At 57.8% G+C, this 20488-nt stretch carries 17 protein-coding genes; 10 read left to right on the top strand and 7 right to left on the bottom strand.

Going from position 1 to position 20488, the window contains the following annotated elements; genetic code table 11:
* The first annotated feature begins 50 nt into the window (after positions 1 to 50).
* From mfd to galU, 3 genes are all read left to right on the top strand, one after another.
* Positions 51 to 3635, top strand: coding sequence for a transcription-repair coupling factor (mfd, locus tag OHL23_RS01235; RefSeq protein ID WP_263349952.1), 3585 nt, complete (start codon positions 51 to 53; stop codon positions 3633 to 3635).
* Between the two features lie 69 nt (positions 3636 to 3704).
* Positions 3705 to 5438, top strand: a complete 1734-nt coding sequence (locus OHL23_RS01230) for a DUF885 domain-containing protein (RefSeq protein ID WP_263349951.1) — start codon at positions 3705 to 3707, stop codon at positions 5436 to 5438.
* A 124-nt stretch (positions 5439 to 5562) separates the two neighbouring features.
* Positions 5563 to 6438: a UTP--glucose-1-phosphate uridylyltransferase GalU gene (gene galU / locus OHL23_RS01225; protein WP_263349950.1), complete on the top strand. Its 876-nt coding sequence runs from the start codon at positions 5563 to 5565 to the stop codon at positions 6436 to 6438.
* Positions 6439 to 6472: 34 nt separating this feature from the next.
* On the opposite strand, the gene OHL23_RS01220 is transcribed toward galU, so the two are convergent.
* Both OHL23_RS01220 and ruvB read right to left on the bottom strand, forming a co-directional pair.
* The gene (locus tag OHL23_RS01220; RefSeq protein WP_263349949.1) at positions 6473 to 7030 is read right to left on the bottom strand and encodes a thioredoxin family protein; all 558 of its coding nucleotides are present in this window, start codon (positions 7028 to 7030) and stop codon (positions 6473 to 6475) included.
* Between the two features lie 51 nt (positions 7031 to 7081).
* Positions 7082 to 8119, bottom strand: coding sequence for a Holliday junction branch migration DNA helicase RuvB (gene ruvB, locus OHL23_RS01215; protein ID WP_263349948.1), 1038 nt, complete (start codon positions 8117 to 8119; stop codon positions 7082 to 7084).
* Positions 8120 to 8240: 121 nt separating this feature from the next.
* Between ruvB and OHL23_RS01210 the strand changes: the two genes are divergently transcribed.
* Positions 8241 to 9020, top strand: a complete 780-nt coding sequence (locus OHL23_RS01210) for a dienelactone hydrolase family protein (protein ID WP_263349947.1) — start codon at positions 8241 to 8243, stop codon at positions 9018 to 9020.
* Between the two features lie 69 nt (positions 9021 to 9089).
* A complete protein-coding gene (locus OHL23_RS01205; RefSeq protein WP_263349946.1) occupies positions 9090 to 10301 on the top strand; it encodes a glycosyltransferase family protein in 1212 nt (403 codons plus the stop codon).
* A gap of 4 nt (positions 10302 to 10305) precedes the next feature.
* Here OHL23_RS01205 and OHL23_RS01200 read toward each other — a convergent pair whose 3' ends face one another.
* Positions 10306 to 10533 carry a DUF6496 domain-containing protein gene (locus OHL23_RS01200; protein ID WP_263349944.1) on the bottom strand — a complete coding sequence of 76 codons (228 nt, stop codon included), beginning with the start codon at positions 10531 to 10533 and terminating at the stop codon, positions 10306 to 10308.
* A 305-nt stretch (positions 10534 to 10838) separates the two neighbouring features.
* On the opposite strand from OHL23_RS01200, the gene gyrA reads away from it, so the two are divergent.
* The gene (gene gyrA / locus OHL23_RS01195; RefSeq protein ID WP_263349943.1) at positions 10839 to 13667 is read left to right on the top strand and encodes a DNA gyrase subunit A; all 2829 of its coding nucleotides are present in this window, start codon (positions 10839 to 10841) and stop codon (positions 13665 to 13667) included.
* 281 nt (positions 13668 to 13948) lie between these two features.
* On the opposite strand, the gene OHL23_RS01190 is transcribed toward gyrA, so the two are convergent.
* Positions 13949 to 14155, bottom strand: coding sequence for a hypothetical protein (locus OHL23_RS01190; RefSeq protein WP_263349940.1), 207 nt, complete (start codon positions 14153 to 14155; stop codon positions 13949 to 13951).
* Positions 14156 to 14190: 35 nt separating this feature from the next.
* Between OHL23_RS01190 and OHL23_RS01185 the strand changes: the two genes are divergently transcribed.
* The 3 genes from OHL23_RS01185 to OHL23_RS01175 all read left to right on the top strand — a co-directional run bounded on the left by OHL23_RS01185 (position 14191) and on the right by OHL23_RS01175 (position 16384).
* On the top strand, positions 14191 to 14847 hold the full coding sequence (locus tag OHL23_RS01185) for a DUF5715 family protein (protein ID WP_263349938.1): 657 nt from the start codon (positions 14191 to 14193) through the stop codon (positions 14845 to 14847).
* Between the two features lie 76 nt (positions 14848 to 14923).
* Positions 14924 to 15484 (top strand): DinB family protein, encoded by a 561-nt coding sequence (locus OHL23_RS01180; RefSeq protein WP_263349937.1) that lies wholly within the window; start codon positions 14924 to 14926, stop codon positions 15482 to 15484.
* A 138-nt stretch (positions 15485 to 15622) separates the two neighbouring features.
* Positions 15623 to 16384, top strand: coding sequence for a YIP1 family protein (locus OHL23_RS01175; protein ID WP_263349935.1), 762 nt, complete (start codon positions 15623 to 15625; stop codon positions 16382 to 16384).
* Positions 16385 to 16457: 73 nt separating this feature from the next.
* Here OHL23_RS01175 and fabF read toward each other — a convergent pair whose 3' ends face one another.
* On the bottom strand, positions 16458 to 17708 hold the full coding sequence (gene fabF / locus OHL23_RS01170; RefSeq protein ID WP_263349933.1) for a beta-ketoacyl-ACP synthase II: 1251 nt from the start codon (positions 17706 to 17708) through the stop codon (positions 16458 to 16460).
* 3 nt (positions 17709 to 17711) lie between these two features.
* Positions 17712 to 17954 (bottom strand): acyl carrier protein, encoded by a 243-nt coding sequence (acpP, locus tag OHL23_RS01165; RefSeq protein WP_263336289.1) that lies wholly within the window; start codon positions 17952 to 17954, stop codon positions 17712 to 17714.
* A gap of 300 nt (positions 17955 to 18254) precedes the next feature.
* Here acpP and rmuC point away from each other — a divergent pair, with 300 nt between their 5' ends.
* Positions 18255 to 19745 (top strand): DNA recombination protein RmuC, encoded by a 1491-nt coding sequence (rmuC, locus tag OHL23_RS01160; protein WP_263349931.1) that lies wholly within the window; start codon positions 18255 to 18257, stop codon positions 19743 to 19745.
* 55 nt (positions 19746 to 19800) lie between these two features.
* On the opposite strand, the gene OHL23_RS01155 is transcribed toward rmuC, so the two are convergent.
* Positions 19801 to 20373 (bottom strand): HIT family protein, encoded by a 573-nt coding sequence (locus tag OHL23_RS01155; RefSeq protein ID WP_263349930.1) that lies wholly within the window; start codon positions 20371 to 20373, stop codon positions 19801 to 19803.
* Positions 20374 to 20488 lie beyond the last annotated feature (115 nt).

Here is a 20488-nt window from a genome sequence, read left to right as displayed (position 1 = left end):
GACCGGGCGTTCACCACGCTTCTGTGTCAGGCTGGTAGACTTGACTCAAGATGATCCTCCCGTTTGTCCGCGAAATTTTCGCGGAGCTGGAGCACTCCCCCGCATTCGATCGCGTACGCAGGCACCTTAGCCTCGCTACGGGGCGCAGGCGTGTCTCCGGACTGACTTCGACGGCGCGAGCCTTGTACATTCCGCTGTTTGCGCGGGCGGCCAAAGAGCCGGTGATCGTCGTGGTTCCCGATAACAAGGCAGCCGAAGCGTTGGAGCTTTCGCTCCGCGCAGGATGTGAGCTTACGGGAGCCTTTGATCCGAAGCGGGTTTTGCGCCTGCCTGCGCACGATGTCTTGCCCTTCGAAAATCTCTCGCCGCATCCGGATATTCAGGAGCAGCGCGCTGCCGTTCTCTGGAAGTTCGTGACCGGCGCGGCGTCGATCGTTGTCGCGCCCGTCGAAGCGGTCGCGATGAGGCTCTTTCCGCGCAGCTACTACACCGGCCTCGCGCTCAGGCTGGAGCGCGGCGAAGAAGTCGATATCGGTATGTTGATCGATCATCTGACGGGCGTCGGTTATTCGCAGGTGGACCTGGTCGAAATGCCGGGCCAGTTTGCTCGGCGCGGCGGCATTCTGGATGTGTATTCGCCCGAGGCGGATCGCCCGATTCGCGTGGATTTCTTCGGCGACGAAATCGAATCGATGCGCAAATTCGATCCGGAGACGCAGCGCTCTTCAACCCCGCTCGATGAGGCGCTGCTGCTGCCTCTAGCCGAGATTCCGGCAAGCGAAAAGCTGCTCGGCGCGGTGCATGCGCGGCTGAGCAAGCAACGGGTGGAGGATGCGGATGCCGGCGAGGATGTGGATTCGGCGGAGGATACTTTAGCGGAGATTGCGACAGCGCAGGGAGTGACGATTTTTCCGGGGTGGGAGTTTTTTGCCGCGGTCGCGGGGGCCGACACGCATCTGCTCAAACTGCTGCCGCGCTGTGCTCTTTTCGTCGAAGAGCCTGCGATGGTGCGCAACCAGATTGAGCGTTGGTGGAACAAGGTCGAGCAGCGCCATGACCGCTCGGGCATTGGCTCGCTGATTCTGCCGGAAGATATCTATTTGCGGCCGGAGATCCTGCAGGCGATGCTCGGGTCCCATCCGGGACTCGATCTGGATCAGCTTGGCGCGGTGGATGTGCTCGACGAAGATACAACGCTGGGCGAGATTGAATTCGCCACGCGGCCGACGCTGCGTTTTCACGGTTCGATTCCTGCGTTCATTGAGCAGATTCGCAATCTGGTGGCGCAGGAACAACGCATTCTGCTCGCCGCGCCGAATCAACCTGAGGTTGAGCGGCTTGCGACGGTGCTGCGCGAGTATCAACTGCCGTATCGACTGGGCAGCCGCACGCAACACGCGGGCAGCGAAAATCTCTACGACGAGACCAGCCACTTAGCCGGAGATATGCGCGTTCCGGTGATCGTGCGCGCGCAGATAGCCGCGGGAGTAAGTTGCCCGGAGCAGAACTTCATTCTCTTTGGCGCAAATGACCTATCGGATGAGGCCGATGTTACGGCGCGGATGGAACCACGCAAGTCTAAGACTGCGGCGTTTGTCTCCGATTTTCGCGATCTTACAATCGGCGATTATGTGGTGCATGTCGAGCATGGCATTGGCCGTTATGTGGGGCTCAAGGAGATTGAGCAGGATGGGCTGACGGTCGAGTTCATGGTACTGGAGTTTGCGGAGCAAGCGCGGTTGTATGTTCCGCTCACGCGGCTCGATCTTATCCAGAAGTATCGTTCGACCGATGCCGGACCGACGCCGGTTCTGAACAAACTCGGTTCGCAGCAATGGACGAAGACTCGCGCGCGCGTCAAGAAAGCCATGGCCGATATGGCCGACGAGTTGCTCAAGCTCTATGCCGAGCGCGAGGCAGCGAAGGGTCATGCATTCAATGTGGATAACGAGTTTCAACTGGAGTTCGAAGAGGCATTTGATTTCACTGAGACCGACGACCAGTTGAATGCCATTGCCGATATCAAGCGCGATATGGAATCGGCGCGGCCGATGGACCGGTTGCTCTGCGGCGATGTGGGTTACGGCAAGACAGAAGTCGCAATGCGCGCGGCCTTCAAGGCAGTGCAGGACGGCAAGCAGGTGGCTGTGCTCACGCCGACGACCATTCTCGCCTTTCAGCATTACGAGACCTTCAAGAAGCGCTTCTCGCAGTTTCCGATCAATGTCGAAATGATCTCGCGCTTCCGCACGCCGAAGGAGCAGAAGGTGATTCTGGAGCGCTCGGAGACGGGCAAGGTCGACATACTTGTAGGCACGCACCGGCTGCTTTCGCAGGACATCAAGTTTCAGGATCTTGGACTGCTGATTGTCGATGAAGAGCAGCGCTTCGGCGTGCGGCACAAGGAGCGGCTGAAGCAGATGCGCAGGGCGATCGATGTGCTGGCGATGAGCGCCACGCCTATTCCGCGCACGCTCCACATGTCGCTTATCGGGCTGCGCGATATGAGCGTGATCGAGACGCCGCCGAAGGATCGCATGGCGATTCAGACCGTCGTTGCGAAGTTCGATGAGAAGCTGGTTCGCTCGGCGATTGAGTTGGAGCTGGAGCGTGGCGGCCAGGTGTATTTCGTGCATAATCGCGTCGAGAGCATTTACGAAATCGCCGCGAAGATACATGAGCTTGTGCCTGCGGCGCGCGTAACGGTTGGTCATGGGCAGATGAGCGAAGGCGAGTTGGAGAAGGTGATGCTGGCCTTTGTGCATGGCCAGTATGATGTGCTCGTTGCTACTTCAATTATTGAGAATGGCCTGGATATTTCACTGGCGAATACGATTCTGATCAATCGCGCGGATCGGCATGGGTTGAGTGAGCTGTATCAGTTGCGAGGTCGCGTGGGACGGTCCAATCGCCGCGCTTATGCGTATCTGCTGATTCCACCGGAACAAGAGTTGACGGACATTGCGCGACGACGACTGGCGGCTCTCAAGGAGTTCAGCGATCTTGGAGCGGGCTTCAAGATTGCCGCGCTTGATCTGGAGCTGCGTGGCGCGGGTAATATGCTTGGCGGCGAGCAGAGTGGGCATATCGAGGCGGTCGGATTCGAGTTATATACGACAATGCTGGAGCAGGCGGTGCGCGAGTTGAAGGGCGAAAAGGATGAAGATCGCGCGGCCACACAGCTCAACCTTGGAATTGCTCTGCGCATCGAAGAGACGTATGTGCCGGAAGAGAATCAACGGTTGCGGCTGTACAAGAAGATAGCTGGAGCTGCGACGGATGAAGTGTTAGCAGATGTTCGCGCCGAGCTGGAGGACCGGTACGGTCCGCTGCCGGATCATACGATTCATCTGCTGGAGGCTTCGCGATTGCGCATTGCCTGCGAACGGGTCGGCGTGGCGCAACTGGATCGCAAGCGCGATCTGCTGCATTTGAAGTTTACGGACAAGGCTGCGGTCGATCCCGAACGGCTCATGCGTCTGGTGGCCAGGAACGCGCGCAAGGGCGCGCAGTTCACGCCGCAGGGTATCTTGAAGTATCCTTTGACTGCCATGACGCCAGCCGATCCGATGAAGATCATGGCCGACGCCCGCGCGTTGCTTGACGCCATTCAACTGGAAGCTGTGCCTGCCTAGCGCGTGTTCGCGCACAAAGTGAGCCAAATGAAAAAAGCCGCAGCATTCTGTATCTTCGGAGCTCTTATCGTGTCGGTAGCTGTTAACCAGGGATTTGCGCAGGACTCGAAGGCGGCATTTACCGCTGCTTCGGATGAGTACTTCGATCAACTGTATTTCCCGAACCAGCCGACGCTTGGGACTCTGACTGGCTACCATCAATACGATTCGAAGCTCGAAGATTTCTCGCGTAGGAGCATTGATTCTGAGATAGAGGCACTACACGATTTCGAAGGGCGGATCGCGACCATTCCTGAGGCTTCGCTGGATCAGACGACTCGCGGCGATCGCGAACTGGTGCTCTCCAACATACGCTCGACTCTTTTAACGCTGGAAGTGATTCGTCCGTGGGAGAAGAATCCGGATAGTTATTCGGGGGCTATTTCCAATGCAGCTTTTTCGCTGATGGAGCGCAAGTTCGCGCCGTCCGAAGAGCGGCTGCGATCCCTGATTGCGCGGGAAAAGCTGATGCCGCGGACGTTTGTTATCGCGCGGGAGAACCTCAAGAATCCGCCGCATGTTTACACCGATATTGCGATCGAGCAGCTTCCCGGCATTATCAGTTTCTTTCAGCATGATGTGCCGCTTGCGTTTGCGGACGTGAAAGATCCGGCTTTGAATGCGGAATTCACAGCGACGAATGCGGCTGTAATTGCCGCGCTCAATGACTATCAGTCCTGGTTGAAGACAGAACTGCTGCCGCGCTCCAAGGGAGAGTTTCGCATTGGTGCGGATACCTTCCGCAAGAAGCTTGCATATGACGAGATGGTCGATACGCCACTGGATAAGCTGCTGGAGATAGGGCAAGCCGATCTCAGTAAAAACAAAGCGGAATTCAATCGCGTCGCGAGAGAGCTTGAGCCGGCAAAAGATCCACGCGCGGTGCTGGAGGAGTTAGGACAGAACCATCCTGCGCCGGATCAGTTGTTACAGAGTTTTCGAGATACCTTCAATGGCCTGATTTCTTTCATTCGCGCGAAGAATATTGTAACGATTCCTTCGGATGTGCGGCCGATTCCTTCGGATGTGCGGCCGATTCTTGAGGAGACGCCGCCCTTTATGCGGGCCACGACATTCGCTTCGATGGATACGCCCGGGCCGTTCGAGAAACATGCTACGGAGGCGTATTTCAATGTAACTCTGCCGGAGTCCTCGATGACTCCCGCGGAGGTCGAGGGATATATGCACGCCTTTAACATCGGTACTGTGATCAGCACGGCGGTGCATGAGGCTTATCCTGGCCACTATGTGCAATTCCTTTGGGTGCCGCGCGCCCCGAGCCGTGTGCGCAAGATACTGGGCGCTAATTCGAATGCCGAGGGCTGGGCGCACTACTGCGAGCAGATGATGCTGGATGAAGGCTACGGCCAGCCCGGCTCAGGCGCGAAGACGGAGCGTGAAGCGAAGTTCCTGCGCCTGGGGCAGTTGCAGGATGCGTTGCTGCGGGACTCCCGCTTTATCGTCGGCATCCGGATGCACACGGCCGAGATGAGTGTTGACGATGCAATCGCCTTTTTCGAACGGGAAGGATACCAATCCCATGAGACGGCGGTGGTAGAGACGAAGCGCGGTACCTCCGATCCAACTTATCTTTACTACACGCTGGGTAAGCTGGAAATTATGAAGCTGCGAGAGGATCTGCAGAAGAGAGATGGTGCAGCTTTTTCGCTGCAGAAGTTCCACGATGCATTTCTCAGTCAGGGCTACCCTCCCATCAAGATCGTGCGGCAGGCAATGCTGGGGAATGATTCTCCGGCGCTCTAGGAAGCGCAAGTTGATGCAAATCTTTAGTAATTAACAACCAACATTCCTTTGGTAACTTATCTTTGAGATAATTCGAGAGGCTGCCCGAAAGTCCAGCTATGTTCTTCAGGAAGGAACCTATCGCATGAGCAATCAAGTTCGCACGGCTGTCTTTCCCGCAGGTGGTCTTGGCACACGTTTTCTGCCCGCCACCAAGGTTGTTCCGAAAGAGATGCTGCCCCTTGTCGACAAGCCAATTATTCAGTATGGCGTTGAAGAGGCAATCGCATCCGGTATCGAGCACATTATCTTCATTACCGGACGGGGCAAGGGCGCGATGGAAGATCACTTCGACATCAGCTATGAGTTGGATGCGGCCCTCGAAAAGAAGGGCAAGAAAGAGTTGCTGGAGATATCGCGGAAGATATCCTCGCTGGCTCGTATCTCTTATGTTCGGCAGAAGGAGCCGCTGGGTTTAGGTCATGCCGTGCTTAGCGCCAAGCAGTTAGTCGGCGACGAGCCGTTTGCGGTGATTCTGGCGGATGATGTCATTGATTCAAAGGTTCCTTGCATCAAGCAGATGATCGATGTTTACAACGAGCGTCAGGGATCGGTGCTGGCGACGATGACCATCGAAGGGCCGGGGATCAGCGCTTATGGAGTGCTTGCGGGTTCACAGGACCCGGCTAACGAACGGATCTACAACTGCACCGGGATGGTCGAAAAGCCGAAGTTTGCGGATGCCCCGTCGAAGCAAGCGATTATTGGCCGATATGTGCTGACTCCAGCCGTCTTTGGGCTGCTGGAGCAGACTCGCTTTGGAGCCGGCGGCGAGCTGCAGCTTACGGACGGAATCCTTGGGCTGCTCAAGACAGAGAAGGTGTATGGCTACACCTTTGAGGGCAAGCGCTTTGATGCCGGGGATAAGTTCGGGATGTTACAGGCGACTGTCGAATTCGCGTTGAATCGAGCGGATCTCGGACCGAAGTTCCGGGAATATCTCAAAACGCTTCCACTGTAAGTTGAAAGGGAGCCAGTTACAAACTGGCTCCGCCCTACGCTTTCCACTTGATGTTACAACCGACGCTGGCGAGCTGATCTTCCGACACTGGTTTGCCGGTTAGCACCGCGTCAATTGCTGCGCGCAGATCTTCGCCGGTGACTGGAATCCCGTTGCCGGGGCGGCTGCCGTCAAGTTGGCCGCGATAGACGAGGCGGAAGTCCGCGTTGAAGAGGAAGATGTCCGGGGTGCAGGCTGCGTCAAAGGCCTTCGCGACTTCCTGCGTTTCATCGTAGAGATAGGGAAATCGAAAATCCATCGTGATGGCCTGCTGCTTGAGCCCAGCCGGTGCGTCGTCGGGATAAGTCAAGGCGTCGTTGCTGCCGATGGCGACAATTCCGATGGACTTATCGGCGTAATCCTGCCCGATTTTGGCCAGCTCGCGTTCAACGTGTTTGACGAACGGGCAATGAGTGCAGATGAACATGACCAACAGGGCTTTCTTTCCGCGAAAATCATCGCGCCGGATGGTTTGTTCGCTTACGACGTCGGTAAGTGCGAAATCCGGGGCCAGGGTGCCAAGCGATAACATGGTTGATTCTGTTCGTGCCATGGCGGCTCCTCCGTAGATGGATTTATAAGTTGAAGTTTGTAAGTGCGTTGCTTAGAACAATGGTGCTTGCTTTTGGGGCATAGCAAGGCCGAAGTGTTCGTAGGCGAGACGGGTTGCAATGCGACCGCGCGGAGTGCGATCGAGAAAGCCGATCTGAATCAGGAATGGCTCGTAGACTTCTTCAAGTGCGTCTTCATCTTCGGAGAGGATCGCGGCCAACGTACCCAGGCCGACCGGGCCGCCGTCGTATTTCTGAATGATCGTCATCAGCAGGCGGCGGTCGATTTCGTCGAAGCCGTGCGCGTCTACTTCGAGCATGGTGAGCGCGGCGTGGGCGGTTGCGCGGTCGATTTCGCCGGTCCCGCGCACCTGGGCATAGTCGCGCACGCGGCGCAGGAGACGGTTGGCGATGCGGGGTGTGCCGCGGGAACGGAGCGCAATCTCCGCCGCCCCGTCGGTGTCTATCGGCACCTGCATGACTTCGGCGGAACGCTCGACGATGATCCGCAGTTCCTCTTCTGTGTAAAACTCCAGACGCAGGAGAATGCCGAAGCGCGAGCGCAGCGGTGAGGATAGCAGGCCGGGCCGCGTCGTCGCGGCGACGAAGGTGAAGGGACGGATTTCCATCACATGGGTGCGCGCGGCCGGGCCCTGGCCGATAATGATGTCCAGCTTGTAGTCTTCGAGGGCGGTGTAGAGTTTTTCTTCGAGCACGGCCTGCAAACGGTGGATTTCGTCGAGAAAAAGCACCTGCTTTTCGCGCAGATTGGTCAGGATTGCGGTCAGATCTCCCTGGATTTGTAAGGTCGGGCCGGAGGTTTGCTGGAAGCCTACGTCCATTTCGTTGGCGATGATGGTCGCAAGCGTGGTCTTGCCCAGGCCGGGTGGTCCGAAGAGGAGCACGTGGTCGAGCGCCTCGCCGCGGGATTTGGCGGCTTCGAGGGCGATGGCGAGCTGTTCCTTGGCTTTGGCCTGGCCGATGAACTCGCCCAGTCGGCGCGGGCGGAGCTTCAGTTCAAAGCTGTCTTCTTCGCCGGCGCGCGCGGCGCTTACGAGGCGTTCGGGATCGTCTTTAGGTTTCGGCGCCATGCTGATGGAAGTCTATCAAGTGTTGGCCGCAGAGCGGTGTCTTGTGTGGGGCTGTGGACAATTCCGTCAATCGCACAACTGATAAAGTAATTGCGCGGCATAGAACCGGAGGTGGAGCGGCATGATCGTCGTTGAAGAACAGGTTGAGTTGACTACTGCTTGGGGGCCGATGCGGACCCACATTGTTCATCCTGCAGCGCCGGGAAAGTACCCGGGAGTTGTCTTTTATTCAGAGATTTTTCAGATCACAGGGCCGGTAGCGCGCATTGCGGCGATGCTGGCCGGACACGGGTATATCGTCGCAATGCCGGAGATTTATCACGAGTTCGAAGCGCCGGGCACCGTGCTCGCGTATGACAAGCCCGGTACCGACCGCGGGAATACGCTCAAGACGACCAAGGAACTGGCCAGCTACGATGCCGATGCGCGTGCGGCGCTGGACCATCTTGCTTCACGTCCGGATTGCACCGGGCAGCTTGGAGCAATGGGGATTTGCATCGGCGGGCATCTGGCGTATCGGACAGCACTGAATCCGGATGTGCGGGCGACGGTCTGCTTCTATGCGACGGATATCCACAAGCACAGCCTGGGCAAGGGCATGAACGACGATTCTCTGCAGCGGGCTTCAGATATCAAAGGCGAGTTGCTGATGATCTGGGGACGGCAGGACCCGCATATCCCGCTGGAAGGCAGGATGGCCGTGTTGAATCGGCTCAATGAGGTAGGAGCGGTATTTACCTGGCATGAGGTAAACGGAGCGCACGCATTCTTGCGGGACGAAGGCGCGCGGTACGATCCGGAACTGGCGCGGCAGTGCATGACGCTGGCGCTCGATCTCTTTCATCGCAAGCTCGGGCAGGGCGATTCCAGCGCGGCGGCGATTACGAATACACGCAATTGAAGTCGTTCTCAGTGCAAGACGGGTTCTGACCTGGCTCCGGTAAACTGGGTCAGGACCCGTATCGTCAGGATGACCCTTCGTTTCGCGACTCTTCGCCGTTTCCGATTCAATCTGCCCCAGCGCATCGCGGCGGGGTTGTTGCTACTGTTTCTGGCGCAGGCGTTCTGGCTCACCGCTCACCAGGACCTTACCGAGCGCGACTACCAGTACGCACGCTGCGGCCGCGAAATGTGGGAACGGCCTTCGCCTCTGGCTGGATATTTTACGTCCTGCGGGAATATTCACGACGGCGTACTGGCGTATCGCGTGGCAGGGCTGCCGCTGACGCTCAATCTGGCGTATGAGCGGCTGGCGGACAACTTTCGCAAGCCGGAAGACAAGGTTGTCCAGACACTCGACGCGCCCACTTCGACCTGGGAACTGCGCCACCAGATGACGCATGTCCTGCTGCTCCTGCGGCTGCCGTTTATCGCTTCCGGGGTGGGATTGGGCGGGGCGCTGTGGTGGGTGACGCGGCGGCTCTTTGGCAATCTGGGCGGGTATACGGCGTTGGCGCTGTATGTTTTCTCGCCGGAGGTTCTGCGGGCGTCGGTTGCTCCTAATCCTGAGATTCTTACGGCGCTGGGCTTCTTTGGCGGCCTCTACACGTGCATCGGCGTGGCGCATGCGATGCAAGGCCCACGGCGAAAATGGCGTCCCAGGATTGTGTTGCTCACGGTCTGCTTCGCGGTGGTTGCGGCTTCGCATATCGCGGCGCTGCCGGTGCTGGTGTTATTGGGACTGTTCTTCATGTTATGGATCGCGGAAGGACGCCGGAGCCAGGTGATGCCCGTGCTGCTTGAGTCGACCATTGCGGCATTCATCTTGCTGTTTGCGTGTTACGGTTTTTCGCCGGACGCTTTCAGCTATCTCTTTCGCTCGGACGCGGCGCAGATCGGATTTTCCTTCGGCCCGGCGTGGCATTTCTTCTGGAACATCTCAAATGCCGGGATTACTGTGGCGACCGGCGCCGCACTGCTGCTTTACTTTGCCTTGCGCAAGACGCTTTATTTCGGAAATACGACGCCGTTTCTGGTGACGCTGCTTTTGATTTTTGTTATTACGGCGGGCGTGCCGGGGAATCCGCTGCTTTGGGCGTTGCCATTCTTGCTTACCTTCATCGCCGGGGTCTTCGCCGATTCGTATGAGACGGTCCGAGGCAGGGTCGCGATCGCGGCGTGCGGTGCAATTGTTGTGCTCCAGGCGGTTTTCTGCGTTCTCACTTTGCCGGGGTTGCTGTAGGCGGTTAGGATTTTTCCGGCGGAACTTTTGCGCCTTCTTTCCGAGCCTTGGAGAGCCCGATGGCAATGGCCTGTTTCGGGTCGGTTACCTTCTTGCCGCTGCGTCCGCTTTTGAGCTTTCCTTCCTTCATTGCTTTCATTTCGGTTTCCACGCTCTTTGAGGCGGCTGGGGAGTATTTTCGCGCGGACGATTTCTTTGCGTTGTCCTTCTTAGCCGTAGCTGTTGTGGCCATCGTGAGTCTCCTTGTCTACCCCATTTTCAGATGGTTACGGTGCCTGAGCAGTTGTACGGAAGCTGTCCGGAGGCTCGATTACGTCCCCAAAATCCGCTCAAAATTCATCGCTCGCTGGGAATCTTCGATACGCTTCGGTAGGGCAATCGGATAGAAGTAGTAAGTATAAGTAAAATAAAGACTTATTCGCCGGTTCAAGCCTTGCTATTTCAGGGTCCAAACAACTAAAATAACGATAGTAGCTCGCGAAGCTCAGGCTAGTCCTAAATCGCTTCCATCCCGCCCCTTCGCTCGCATCCACAACTATGGCAGACGATCAGAATCCGCAACTCCCTCTTGAAGCTGGCGGCCCGCCGAACAGCGGTTCCAATGTGGTTTCCATCAACATCGAAGACGAGATGCGCCGCAGTTATCTCGACTACTCGATGTCGGTCATCATCGGGCGCGCATTGCCTGACATTCGCGACGGCCTCAAGCCTGTGCATCGCCGCGTGCTGTATGCGATGAGCGAGATGGGCCTGGAGCACAATAAGAAGTACACCAAGTGCGCCAAGGTTGTCGGCCAGACCATGGGTGTTTACCATCCCCACGGCGACTCGGCGATTTACGACACGATGGTGCGGCTGGCGCAGCCCTTCTCGATGCGTTATCCGCTGATCGACGGCCAGGGAAACTTTGGCTCAGTCGATGGCGACCCGCCGGCGGCGATGCGTTATACGGAATGCCGCCTGCAGCGTATCGCCGGCGAAATGCTGGCCGATATCGAGATGGAGACGGTCGACTTTGTCCCCAACTACGACGAATCGACCTCCGAGCCTTCCGTTCTGCCAACGCGCATTCCTACGCTGATTGTCAACGGTTCGAACGGAATCGCCGTCGGCATGGCGACTAACATTCCTCCGCATAACCTGACCGAGATTGTGAACGCCACGATTGCGCTGGTGAACGATCCGAAGGCCGGGTTGCTGGAAGTCCTGAAGCACGTTCAGGGGCCGGATTTTCCGACCGGCGGATTCATCTTCGGGAAGACCGGCATCGCGCAGGCCTACACGACGGGCCGCGGACGATTCCTGATGCGCGCCAAGGTGGCCACCGAGCAGCTTACCAAGGAAAAGCTGGCGATCATCGTCAACGAGATCCCTTACCAGGTCAACAAATCCAAACTCATTGAGCGGATTGCCGAACTGGTCAACGAGAAGATCGTCGACGAGATCAGCGACGTCCGTGACGAGAGCGACCGCGATGGCATGCGCATCGTGATCGAACTGAAGCGCGGCTCGCAGCCGGAGATTGTGCTCAACCAGCTCTACAAGCACACGCAGATGCAGGAAAGCTTCTCGATGATCTTCCTCGCGGTGGTCAACGGCCAGCCGCGAGAGCTTGGACTGGCTGCAGCCATCCGATGCTTCATCGATCATCGCGTGGAAGTTGTCCGTCGCCGGACAGTGTATCTTTTGCGCAAGGCCCGCGAGCGCGAGCATGTCTTAGAGGGCTACAAGATCGCCCTCGACAATCTCGACTCGGTCATCCGCATCATTCGCGGATCGGCTTCGCGTGCCGAGGCGAGGGAAAATCTCTACGTCTGGGGCAAGGGTGTTGAGATCGTCGTTAACCTGAATCGCGAGAGGCTTCCCGCCGAAGAGCGCGGCCTGACCTATCGGCAGATCGACGCCATTCTCGAATTGCAGCTCTATCGTCTTACGCAGCTTTCGGTCGACGAAATCCTCAAAGAACTGGGCGAAATCCGGCTGCGCATTGCGGAATATGAGCTGATTCTGGCCAGCGAGCCAAAGCTTCGCGCCGTTATCGTGAAGGAGCTGGAAGACGTTCGCGACAAGTATGGCGATGCACGCCGCACCATCATTGTCGACGAGACCGCCGAGCTGCAGATGGAAGACCTGATCGCCGATGAGCAGGTGGCCATCACTGTCAGCCACCAGGGCTATCTGAAGCGGACGCCGATCTCGATCTATCGCCAGCAGCGCCGCGGCGGCACCGGACGCACCGGCATGAAGACGCGCGAGGAAGACTTTGTCGCGCAGCTCATTATCGACTCGACCCATGCTTACCTGCTCTGCTTTACCAATACGGGCCGCGTTTACTGGGTCAAGGTCTACGAAGTGCCGGACGTGAGCGCGGCGGGCAAGGGCAAGTCGATGCAGAGCCTGCTCAATCTGCAAGCGGGTGAAAAAGTCGTCACCATCCTCCCTGTGCGCAATCTGGAAGAAGAGGGTAAATTCATCCTTTTCGCGACGCGCAATGGCATCGTCAAGAAGACGCCGCTCAAGGACTTCAGCAACGTCATGGCGCGCGGCATTATCGCCATCGCCATTGAAAAGAGCGATGACCTGATCGAAGCGGCCATCACCGACGGCAAGCAGACGATCTTCCTCGCCACGCGCGAGGGCATGGCCATTCGTTTCATCGAAGAATACGACCCGGAACGCAGCGGGATCGGATTGCGGCCCATGGGACGAAACGCCGCCGGCAATAAGGGCATTTCACTCAAGAAGGGCGACGAGGTGATTGGCGTTGCCATCACCGTCACCGATGAAACGCGGGATCGGAACCGCGATGAGTGTGCGGCGAAGTTGAACCTGACCAGCAAGCTGGAAGCTTTGCGCAACGAACTCTCGGAAGCACGAGAAGCCTTGCAGAAGGCGCGTGAAGATCGCCGAAACGGCAATCCCGACGATGAGGTTCTGAAGGCAGCGGAGAAGGCTGCTGAGAAATCCTCAGAAGTGGCGTGGAAGGCTCTCAAGGCTCTCGACGAACGCCTCGGCGTAGGCAGGAACTTGATTCTTACCGTCACGGAGAACGGCTTCGGCAAGCGAACGGACATCGACGAATATCGCCTGACAGCGCGCGGTGCGCAGGGCGTCAACAATCTGAAGGCAACCCCGAAGGTCGGCAAGAGCCAGGCCATTCTGCCGGTGGATGAGACATCGGAATTGATGGTGATCAGCCAGTTCGGCAAGATGATCCGCATCGATACCAAGACCATTCGCGAGGCAGGCCGTTCGACGCAGGGCGTGAAGCTGCTGAATCTTGAACCGGACGATAAGGTCGCGGCAGCGGTCGTCATTCCGCCGGAAGACATCAAGGAAGACGAGCAGGGAACCCTGCTGCAGTAGCCTCACCGAAAGAAGATGGAGTTGTAAAGCGCGACAGGCATCCCATTGTGGATGCCTGTCGCGCTTTACAACTGCGATTTTCTTCTCGACTTTTTTCAGCGTAGGTCATCTTGACCGCCAGTTATCGGACCTGCCCGCACCACTCTTGCCACTCCGAATACGCGGATCGGAACGGTACACTGGTAAAGCTCGGTAGCCTCCGCGAACCTCGCCAATACCCCCGTCTATGCGACGTTCGTACCTCATTTCGCTTCTGGTCGCCTTGGCCTTCAGTCTCTCTGTCATTGCTCCGTCAATGGCAGTCGTCCCCGCGCATCCGCATCATCGCGCTCAAACAAGATCCATTGCAACTTCGCGGAGAACCGGCAAAGCCGGCGTCCAGTCTCGCGCACGACGACAGGCCGCAGAACACGCGAGCCGCGCTGGATTGCGACCGGCGCAGCATCTGCATCGGCCGGGTGCACCAGCGAGTCGTCTGCGCGAAGCATCGCGGCGCTCAAGTGCCGGAAGGCACGGCCGTCACATGTCTTCGGAGCCCGTTCTCCTGCGGGCGCGACTGAACATTCCGCCGCCGCTGCGCGGCTCACATGAATCCCTGGTGCATCAGAACGAGATGGCCGAAGCCGATGGCCTGGAGCGCATCCTGGATGATGCCGATCTCGAAGACCGCATCGCCCATGGGTCGCTGGTTCCGGTGCCGGTTTCGGCTGCGCTGCATGTAAATACAGATTTGCCCGAAAACCGGCGCTACTGCCGCCCGTGGACGGCGAAATTCCTCACCGATCTGGCCCGCGCCCATTCCGCGCGCTTCGCTGGCTCAGTGATTGAGGTCACCTCCGCGGTGCGCACGGTCGAGTACCAGCGCAGACTGCGCATGATCAACGGCAATGCAGCAGCAGCGGACGGGGATATCGCGTCACCGCACCTGACTGGCGGCACCATCGACATCGCCAAGCAGGGTCTCTCCTCCAAAGAAATTGGCTGGATGCGCTGCTGGCTGATTCCGCTGGAACAGCAGGGCAAGATCGATGTCGAAGAGGAGTTTCGCCAATCCTGCTTCCATATTTCCGTTTACAAGAGCTATACGGAGTCGAATGAGGCGCCGGCTCCCGGCTCGACAAGTCCGGCAAAGGCCGCGCCCCTGGCTTCAGCCTCGATACTCGCCGGGCACGGCAGGTAAACCGGTTCCAATATCTGCGGCGGACGGTATTCGCAATAGACGGTGCTCTGGTACGATGACGACGGAGGACGCGCCCTTGTCACGCTTTGCAGCCCTTACAGCCTTTGCAATCTTGAGCACCGCCCTGGCCGCTCATGGCCAGACCGCGGCTCCGGCAGATCACCCCGCTGTGCCGAAGCAAACGTTCACTCCCGCAGCCGATGTGCTGCGCAGCTATAACGGTCTGAAAGCCAACATCCTTAAAGCTGCCGATAAGATGCCGACGGAAAGCTATTCTTTCCGTCCTACGCCGGAGGTCAGGACCTTTGCGCGCGTGGTGAACCATATCAGCGAGGCGCAGTTGCGCAGCTGCGGCACACTCAACGAGACGGCACCGGAAGCGCTGTATAAGGTGCCCCCTGAGACAGCCGACAAGGCGGCGATCGTTGCCGCGCTGCAGGCTTCCTTTGCGGAGTGCGACAAGGCGTATGCCGCCCTTACAGAGACCAACATGCTGCAGATGCTCACGCTTGGGCCGGTCACGCGGGCACGCATCGGCTTTGCCTGGGGAAATGTTTCGCACGACAACGAGCAGTACGCTACCCTGGCTCTCTATATGCGGTTGAAGGGTCTTGTGCCGCCGAGCAGCGAAAAGTAGCTCCCGGCCAGGCCACAAGTGTGAGGGCTGTCTTCGTGATTTCTCCTCATCCTTTCTCAAAGGGACTGTACAATTGCGGGCAAAGACCGGAGAGTCTGCCGTACGCCGTTGAAACGGTCTTTTGAGAGGCGAAATTCCATGAGCAACGTACAAATTCCTGCGGTGGCTGCTGGCCAGGAAGCTCCGCAACTGAGCCAGGTGCAGCGCGTAATTTATACCTTCACTTCACCTTCCAAAACCTTCACCGATATCAAGCGAAGCACAAGCTGGTGGCTGCCATTTGTACTCACGATTGTCTTCGGCTACGGCCTGTTCGGCGCGATCCAGGCCAGAGTCGGATGGGAACAGGTCGCTGAGAACAGCATTAAGCAGAGCCCGAAGCAAGCCGAGGAAATGGACAAGCTGCCCCCGGATCAACGCGCGAGCAGGATGAAGATCACGGTAATCGCCACGCAGATCAGCTTCGCCGCGCTGCCGATCTTCGCATTGATCGGCACGGCGGTGATCGCGGGCGTGTTGCTTGCCACGGTCAACTTCGGTTTTGGCGGCAAGGCGACCTTCTGGCAGGCGTTTTCGGTCACCTGGTTCGCAGGTCTGCCGGGTTTGTTCAAGGTAATCCTCGGGACGATTGCGCTGTTCGCTGGTCTGGACCCGGAGAGTTTTAATGTCAAAAACTTTGCGGGGACAAATATCGGCTATTACCTGCCACCGGATACCAACAAGGCTCTGATGGCGCTGGCGACTTCGATCGATATCACGATGATCTGGACGCTTGTCCTGGCGGCCATCGGCATCTCCATCGTTGCGGGAATCAAGCGCAGCAGCGGCTATATCGCTGTCTTCGCATGGTGGATTGTCACAGTAATTTTTAGCGTGGGAATCGCAGTGGCCTTCTCTTAGGCAGGGAGCCACACATAAATAAAAGAGGCGCGGACTGTTGCAGTCCGCGCCTCTTTTATTTGCTATTTGAAAATTAATCTTCCGTCCATCGGCGCATGATCAGCGAGGCGTTGATGCCTCCGAAGCCGAAAGAGTTCGATAGGGCCACGTCAATTTTAGCGTCGACTGCCTTGTTGGCGACGTAATCCAGGATGCAATCCTCGCCGGGAGTGTCCAGATTGATGGTAGGTGGAATCTTCTGGTCGATCAGCGCAAGCGCCGTGATACCGGCTTCCAATCCGCCGGCCGCGCCCAGAAGATGGCCGGTCATCGATTTGGTGCTGCTTACTTTGAGCACCTTATTCGTCGCCTTTTCTCCAAAGACCAGCTCGATCGCGCGTGATTCATTGCCGTCGCCCGCAGGCGTCGAAGTGGCATGGGCGTTGACGTAATCCACATCTTCGATAGCAATTCCAGCGTCGCGCAGAGCTGCGCGCATACTGCGCTGAGCGCCTGCTCCCTCGGGTGCAATGCCGGTCATGTGATACGCATCCGAACTCATGCCGTAGCCGATAATTTCGCCCAGAATCTTCGCGCCGCGAGCCTTGGCGAATTCCAGTTCCTCGAGAATCAGGATGCCCGCGCCCTCGCCGAGCACGAAGCCATCGCGATCCTTGTCAAAGGGACGGCTGGCTAACTGAGGCTCGTCGTTGCGTGTGGAAAGCGCGCGCATGGCTGCAAATCCGCCAATGGAAAGTTGTGTTACTGCAGCTTCGGAGCCGCCAGCGATCATCGCGTCCGCCTCGCCGTGCTGGATCATCTTGAACGAATCGCCGATGGAGTTGGCCGAGGTCGCGCAGGCTGTTGCCGTCGCCGAGATTGGCCCTTTTGCCCCGTAGCGGATGCTCACCTGTCCCGCAGCCATGTTGATGATCGTCGCCGGAATGAAGAAGGGCGAAATTTTGCGCGGTCCACCGGCAATGAGATTGCTGTATTCGCGCTCGATGATCTCGAATCCGCCGATGCCCGAGCCGATAAAGACCCCGACGCGCTCTTCATTCTCCGGCGTGATAACCAGACCCGATTGCTCCATTGCTTCCTGGGTCGCGGCGATGGCGAGATGGATGAAGCGGGCCATCTTGCGCGACTCTTTCTTGTCAATGAATTGGAGCGGATCGAAGTTCTTCACTTCGGCGGCGAATGTGGTGGAGAAACCTGTGGTGTCAAAGGCCGTGATCGGCCCAACACCACTGGCTCCAGCCAGCAACTGGCCCCAGACCTCCTGGGTGGTGTTGCCAACCCCACAGATCAGTCCGAGGCCCGTAATGACGACGCGGCGTCTCACTGTTTACTTGCCTGCCTTCGCGTTCTTTTCGATGTAATCGATGGCGTCCTTGACGGTCTTGATCTTCTCGGCGTCTTCGTCGGGAATTTCGAGGTCAAAGGCCTCTTCAAACTGCATTACCAGCTCGACAACGTCGAGCGAATCAGCGCCGAGGTCTTCCTGGAAGCTGGCGTTGGGGGTCACCTCGGCCTCGTCGACCTGAAGCTGCTCGACGATAATCTGCTTTACCTTCTCTTCCACTGCCATGTGTCAAATCTCCTCAAAATTATTGTCAAAACACGGAAAACACGCGCAAAACCGTCTCCGGAAGTTTCTACAGGTTCGACTCGCAGCCTACCATACTTGACGACATGCCCGAGCATCTCTCCAGCAGAAACGAAAGCCACACGGCCCCGAATCTCTAAGTCTATCGGGGCACACGAATCCATGTAAAGGAGTGGGGGAGCAGGAATAGGGATTAGGGAACAGGGAATAGAACGCAGTCAAGATTCTGAAGGAATTGCACAGGCAAAAGGCGTACATTAGGCGAAGAGGCTTGGAATATCGATGCAGTCCTTAATTGCCGCAATTGTCGCTGCTTTTGCCGGAATACTGGTAGGTTACTGGCTCCGATCCACATCTGCCGCGGCCGAAAAGAAACAATTGCAAGACCGCAATGCGGAACTTACCAAAGAAGTGGGGTCGGTGCGTCTCGAACTGGTGTCGGCGCAGGCCGATGTTGCCGCGCGAGCGGGCTTCCAGTCTCTGGCGGCAGAGCGTGAGAAGAGCATCGGGCTGATCGCCGCCGAGAAGGAGGAGCTGCAAAAGGCTCTCGCGGTGCGGGCAAAGATTGAGCAGGAGCAAGGTTCGACAATCAGCCGTCTGGAGGCGGAGCTTAGAGGCGAACGCTCCAGTTTTCAGGAGAAGCTGAAGCTGCTCACCGAAGCACGGACCGAGCTGACGCACCAGTTTGAAGCTCTGGCGGGAAAGATTCTCGATGAAAAATCGACGAAATTTACAGAGCAGAACAAGGCTAATCTCGACCAGCTCTTGAATCCGCTGCGCGTTCAGATCAATGATTTTCGCGGCAAGGTCGAGGACGCACAGAAGGAGTCCCTAGCCGGTCGTGTCGAATTGCGCGGCAAACTCGAATCGCTGGAGAAGCTGAACCAGCAGCTCAGCGCCGAGGCTCATAATCTGACCACCGCGTTGCGCGGATCGTCGAAGACGCAAGGCGACTGGGGAGAGTTCATCCTGCGCGATCTGCTCGAAAAAGCCGGATTGCGCGAAGGCGAACAATACCGGTTCCAGGAGAGCTTCGGAGCGGTTGTGGATGAAGATGGTGCACGTGGCAAGGCCTCACGAACGGACGTCATCATCAACCTTCCCGGCGGACGCCATCTGGTGGTCGATTCCAAGGTTTCGCTCAACGCCTACACGGACTACGCCAACGCTGTGACGGAAGACGCGCGCAAGATTGCCCTGAAGCAGCATCTGGTCAGCGTCCGGGCGCATCTGGACGGGCTTGCCAAGCGCAGTTATCACAAGCTTTCCGGTCTTGACTCTCCTGATTTTGTTGTGATGTTCATCCCTGTCGAGCCGGCGTTTCTCCTCGCCATGCAGGAGGCTGGCGACTTATGGCGCGAAGCTTACGAGCGCAACGTCCTGCTGGTTGGCCCGACGACGCTCCTCTTCGTCATTCGCATCGTCGATAACCTCTGGCAACAGGAGCAGCAGGCTCGCAGCGTTGCGGACATTGTCGAGCGCGGCACGAAGCTGTACGAGAAGTTCGTCAATTTTGTGGCCGATCTCACCAAAGTAGGCGATAGCCTGCGCAGCGCAGACCAAAGCTATCAGAACGCGATGAACAAGCTCAGCACAGGCTCCGGTAACCTCGTCCGGCAAACCGAGATGCTGAAAAAGGCAGGCATCCGCACCAGCAAGCAACTACCATCGAAGCTTCTCGATGCCGCTGGATTGGATGCCGAAGAACAGGCCGCGCTTTCGCTGGCAGCGAGCGGCGAGGAAGATAAGAGTTTGCCTCTGAATCGGAGCTAAATTCGCAGCTCAAGAATCCGCTAATCTGCCAACTGGCCAACGCGCGAAGCGCGAGCTAACTCGCTAATTCAGCAAATGCCGTCCTCATGCGTTTCCATGTGATGTCCAGATCCTCGGGCATCACGCGGGTCTCGGCGACGGTGGTCATGAAATTGGTGTCGCCGATCCATCGCGGCAGCGCATGAAGATGCAGATGGCCCGCGACTCCTGCGCCCGCAGCCTGCCCTAGATTTAGCCCGAAGTTGATCCCGTGCGGTGAATAAAGAGTGGCCAGAACGCGCTCTGTCTTCTGCGCCAGGTCCATCAATTCATGTGCGGTCGCCACGGGCAACGCGGCAAGACTGGCCTCATGCCTATGAGGAATCACCATGACGTGGCCCGAGGTGTAGGGAAAGGCATTCAGGCAGATGAAGCAATCTGCTTCGCGATGGATGAGGCCAGCGGCCATTTCAGCCTCGTCAACGGGCTTGCCGTTCGCAATCGCGTGGTCGACGGCCGCCAGCATGTTGCAGAAAACGCAGCCCAGGTCCCCCGGCCAATCCTCCAGGCCGCGTGGAACTCCGGGTCGGATAGCCTTTTCAGCGTTGGTTACGTAGCGATAGCGCCAGGGAGTCCAAAGCAGATCCATATTGGCGAGTATAGATTGGCGTGTGTGGAGCGGCCGGAACTCTGGCCGAACACCCCGCCGCAGGCAGTATACCCCTACAAATCTCAGACTTTAGGAGGGTTTTGCGCCAAGATGC

Source organism: Acidicapsa acidisoli (assembly GCF_025685625.1).
Lineage (GTDB): Bacteria > Acidobacteriota > Terriglobia > Terriglobales > Acidobacteriaceae > Acidicapsa > Acidicapsa acidisoli.
Note: the sequence above shows the minus strand (reverse complement) of the source record. Positions and strands in the feature narration are given on the sequence as shown.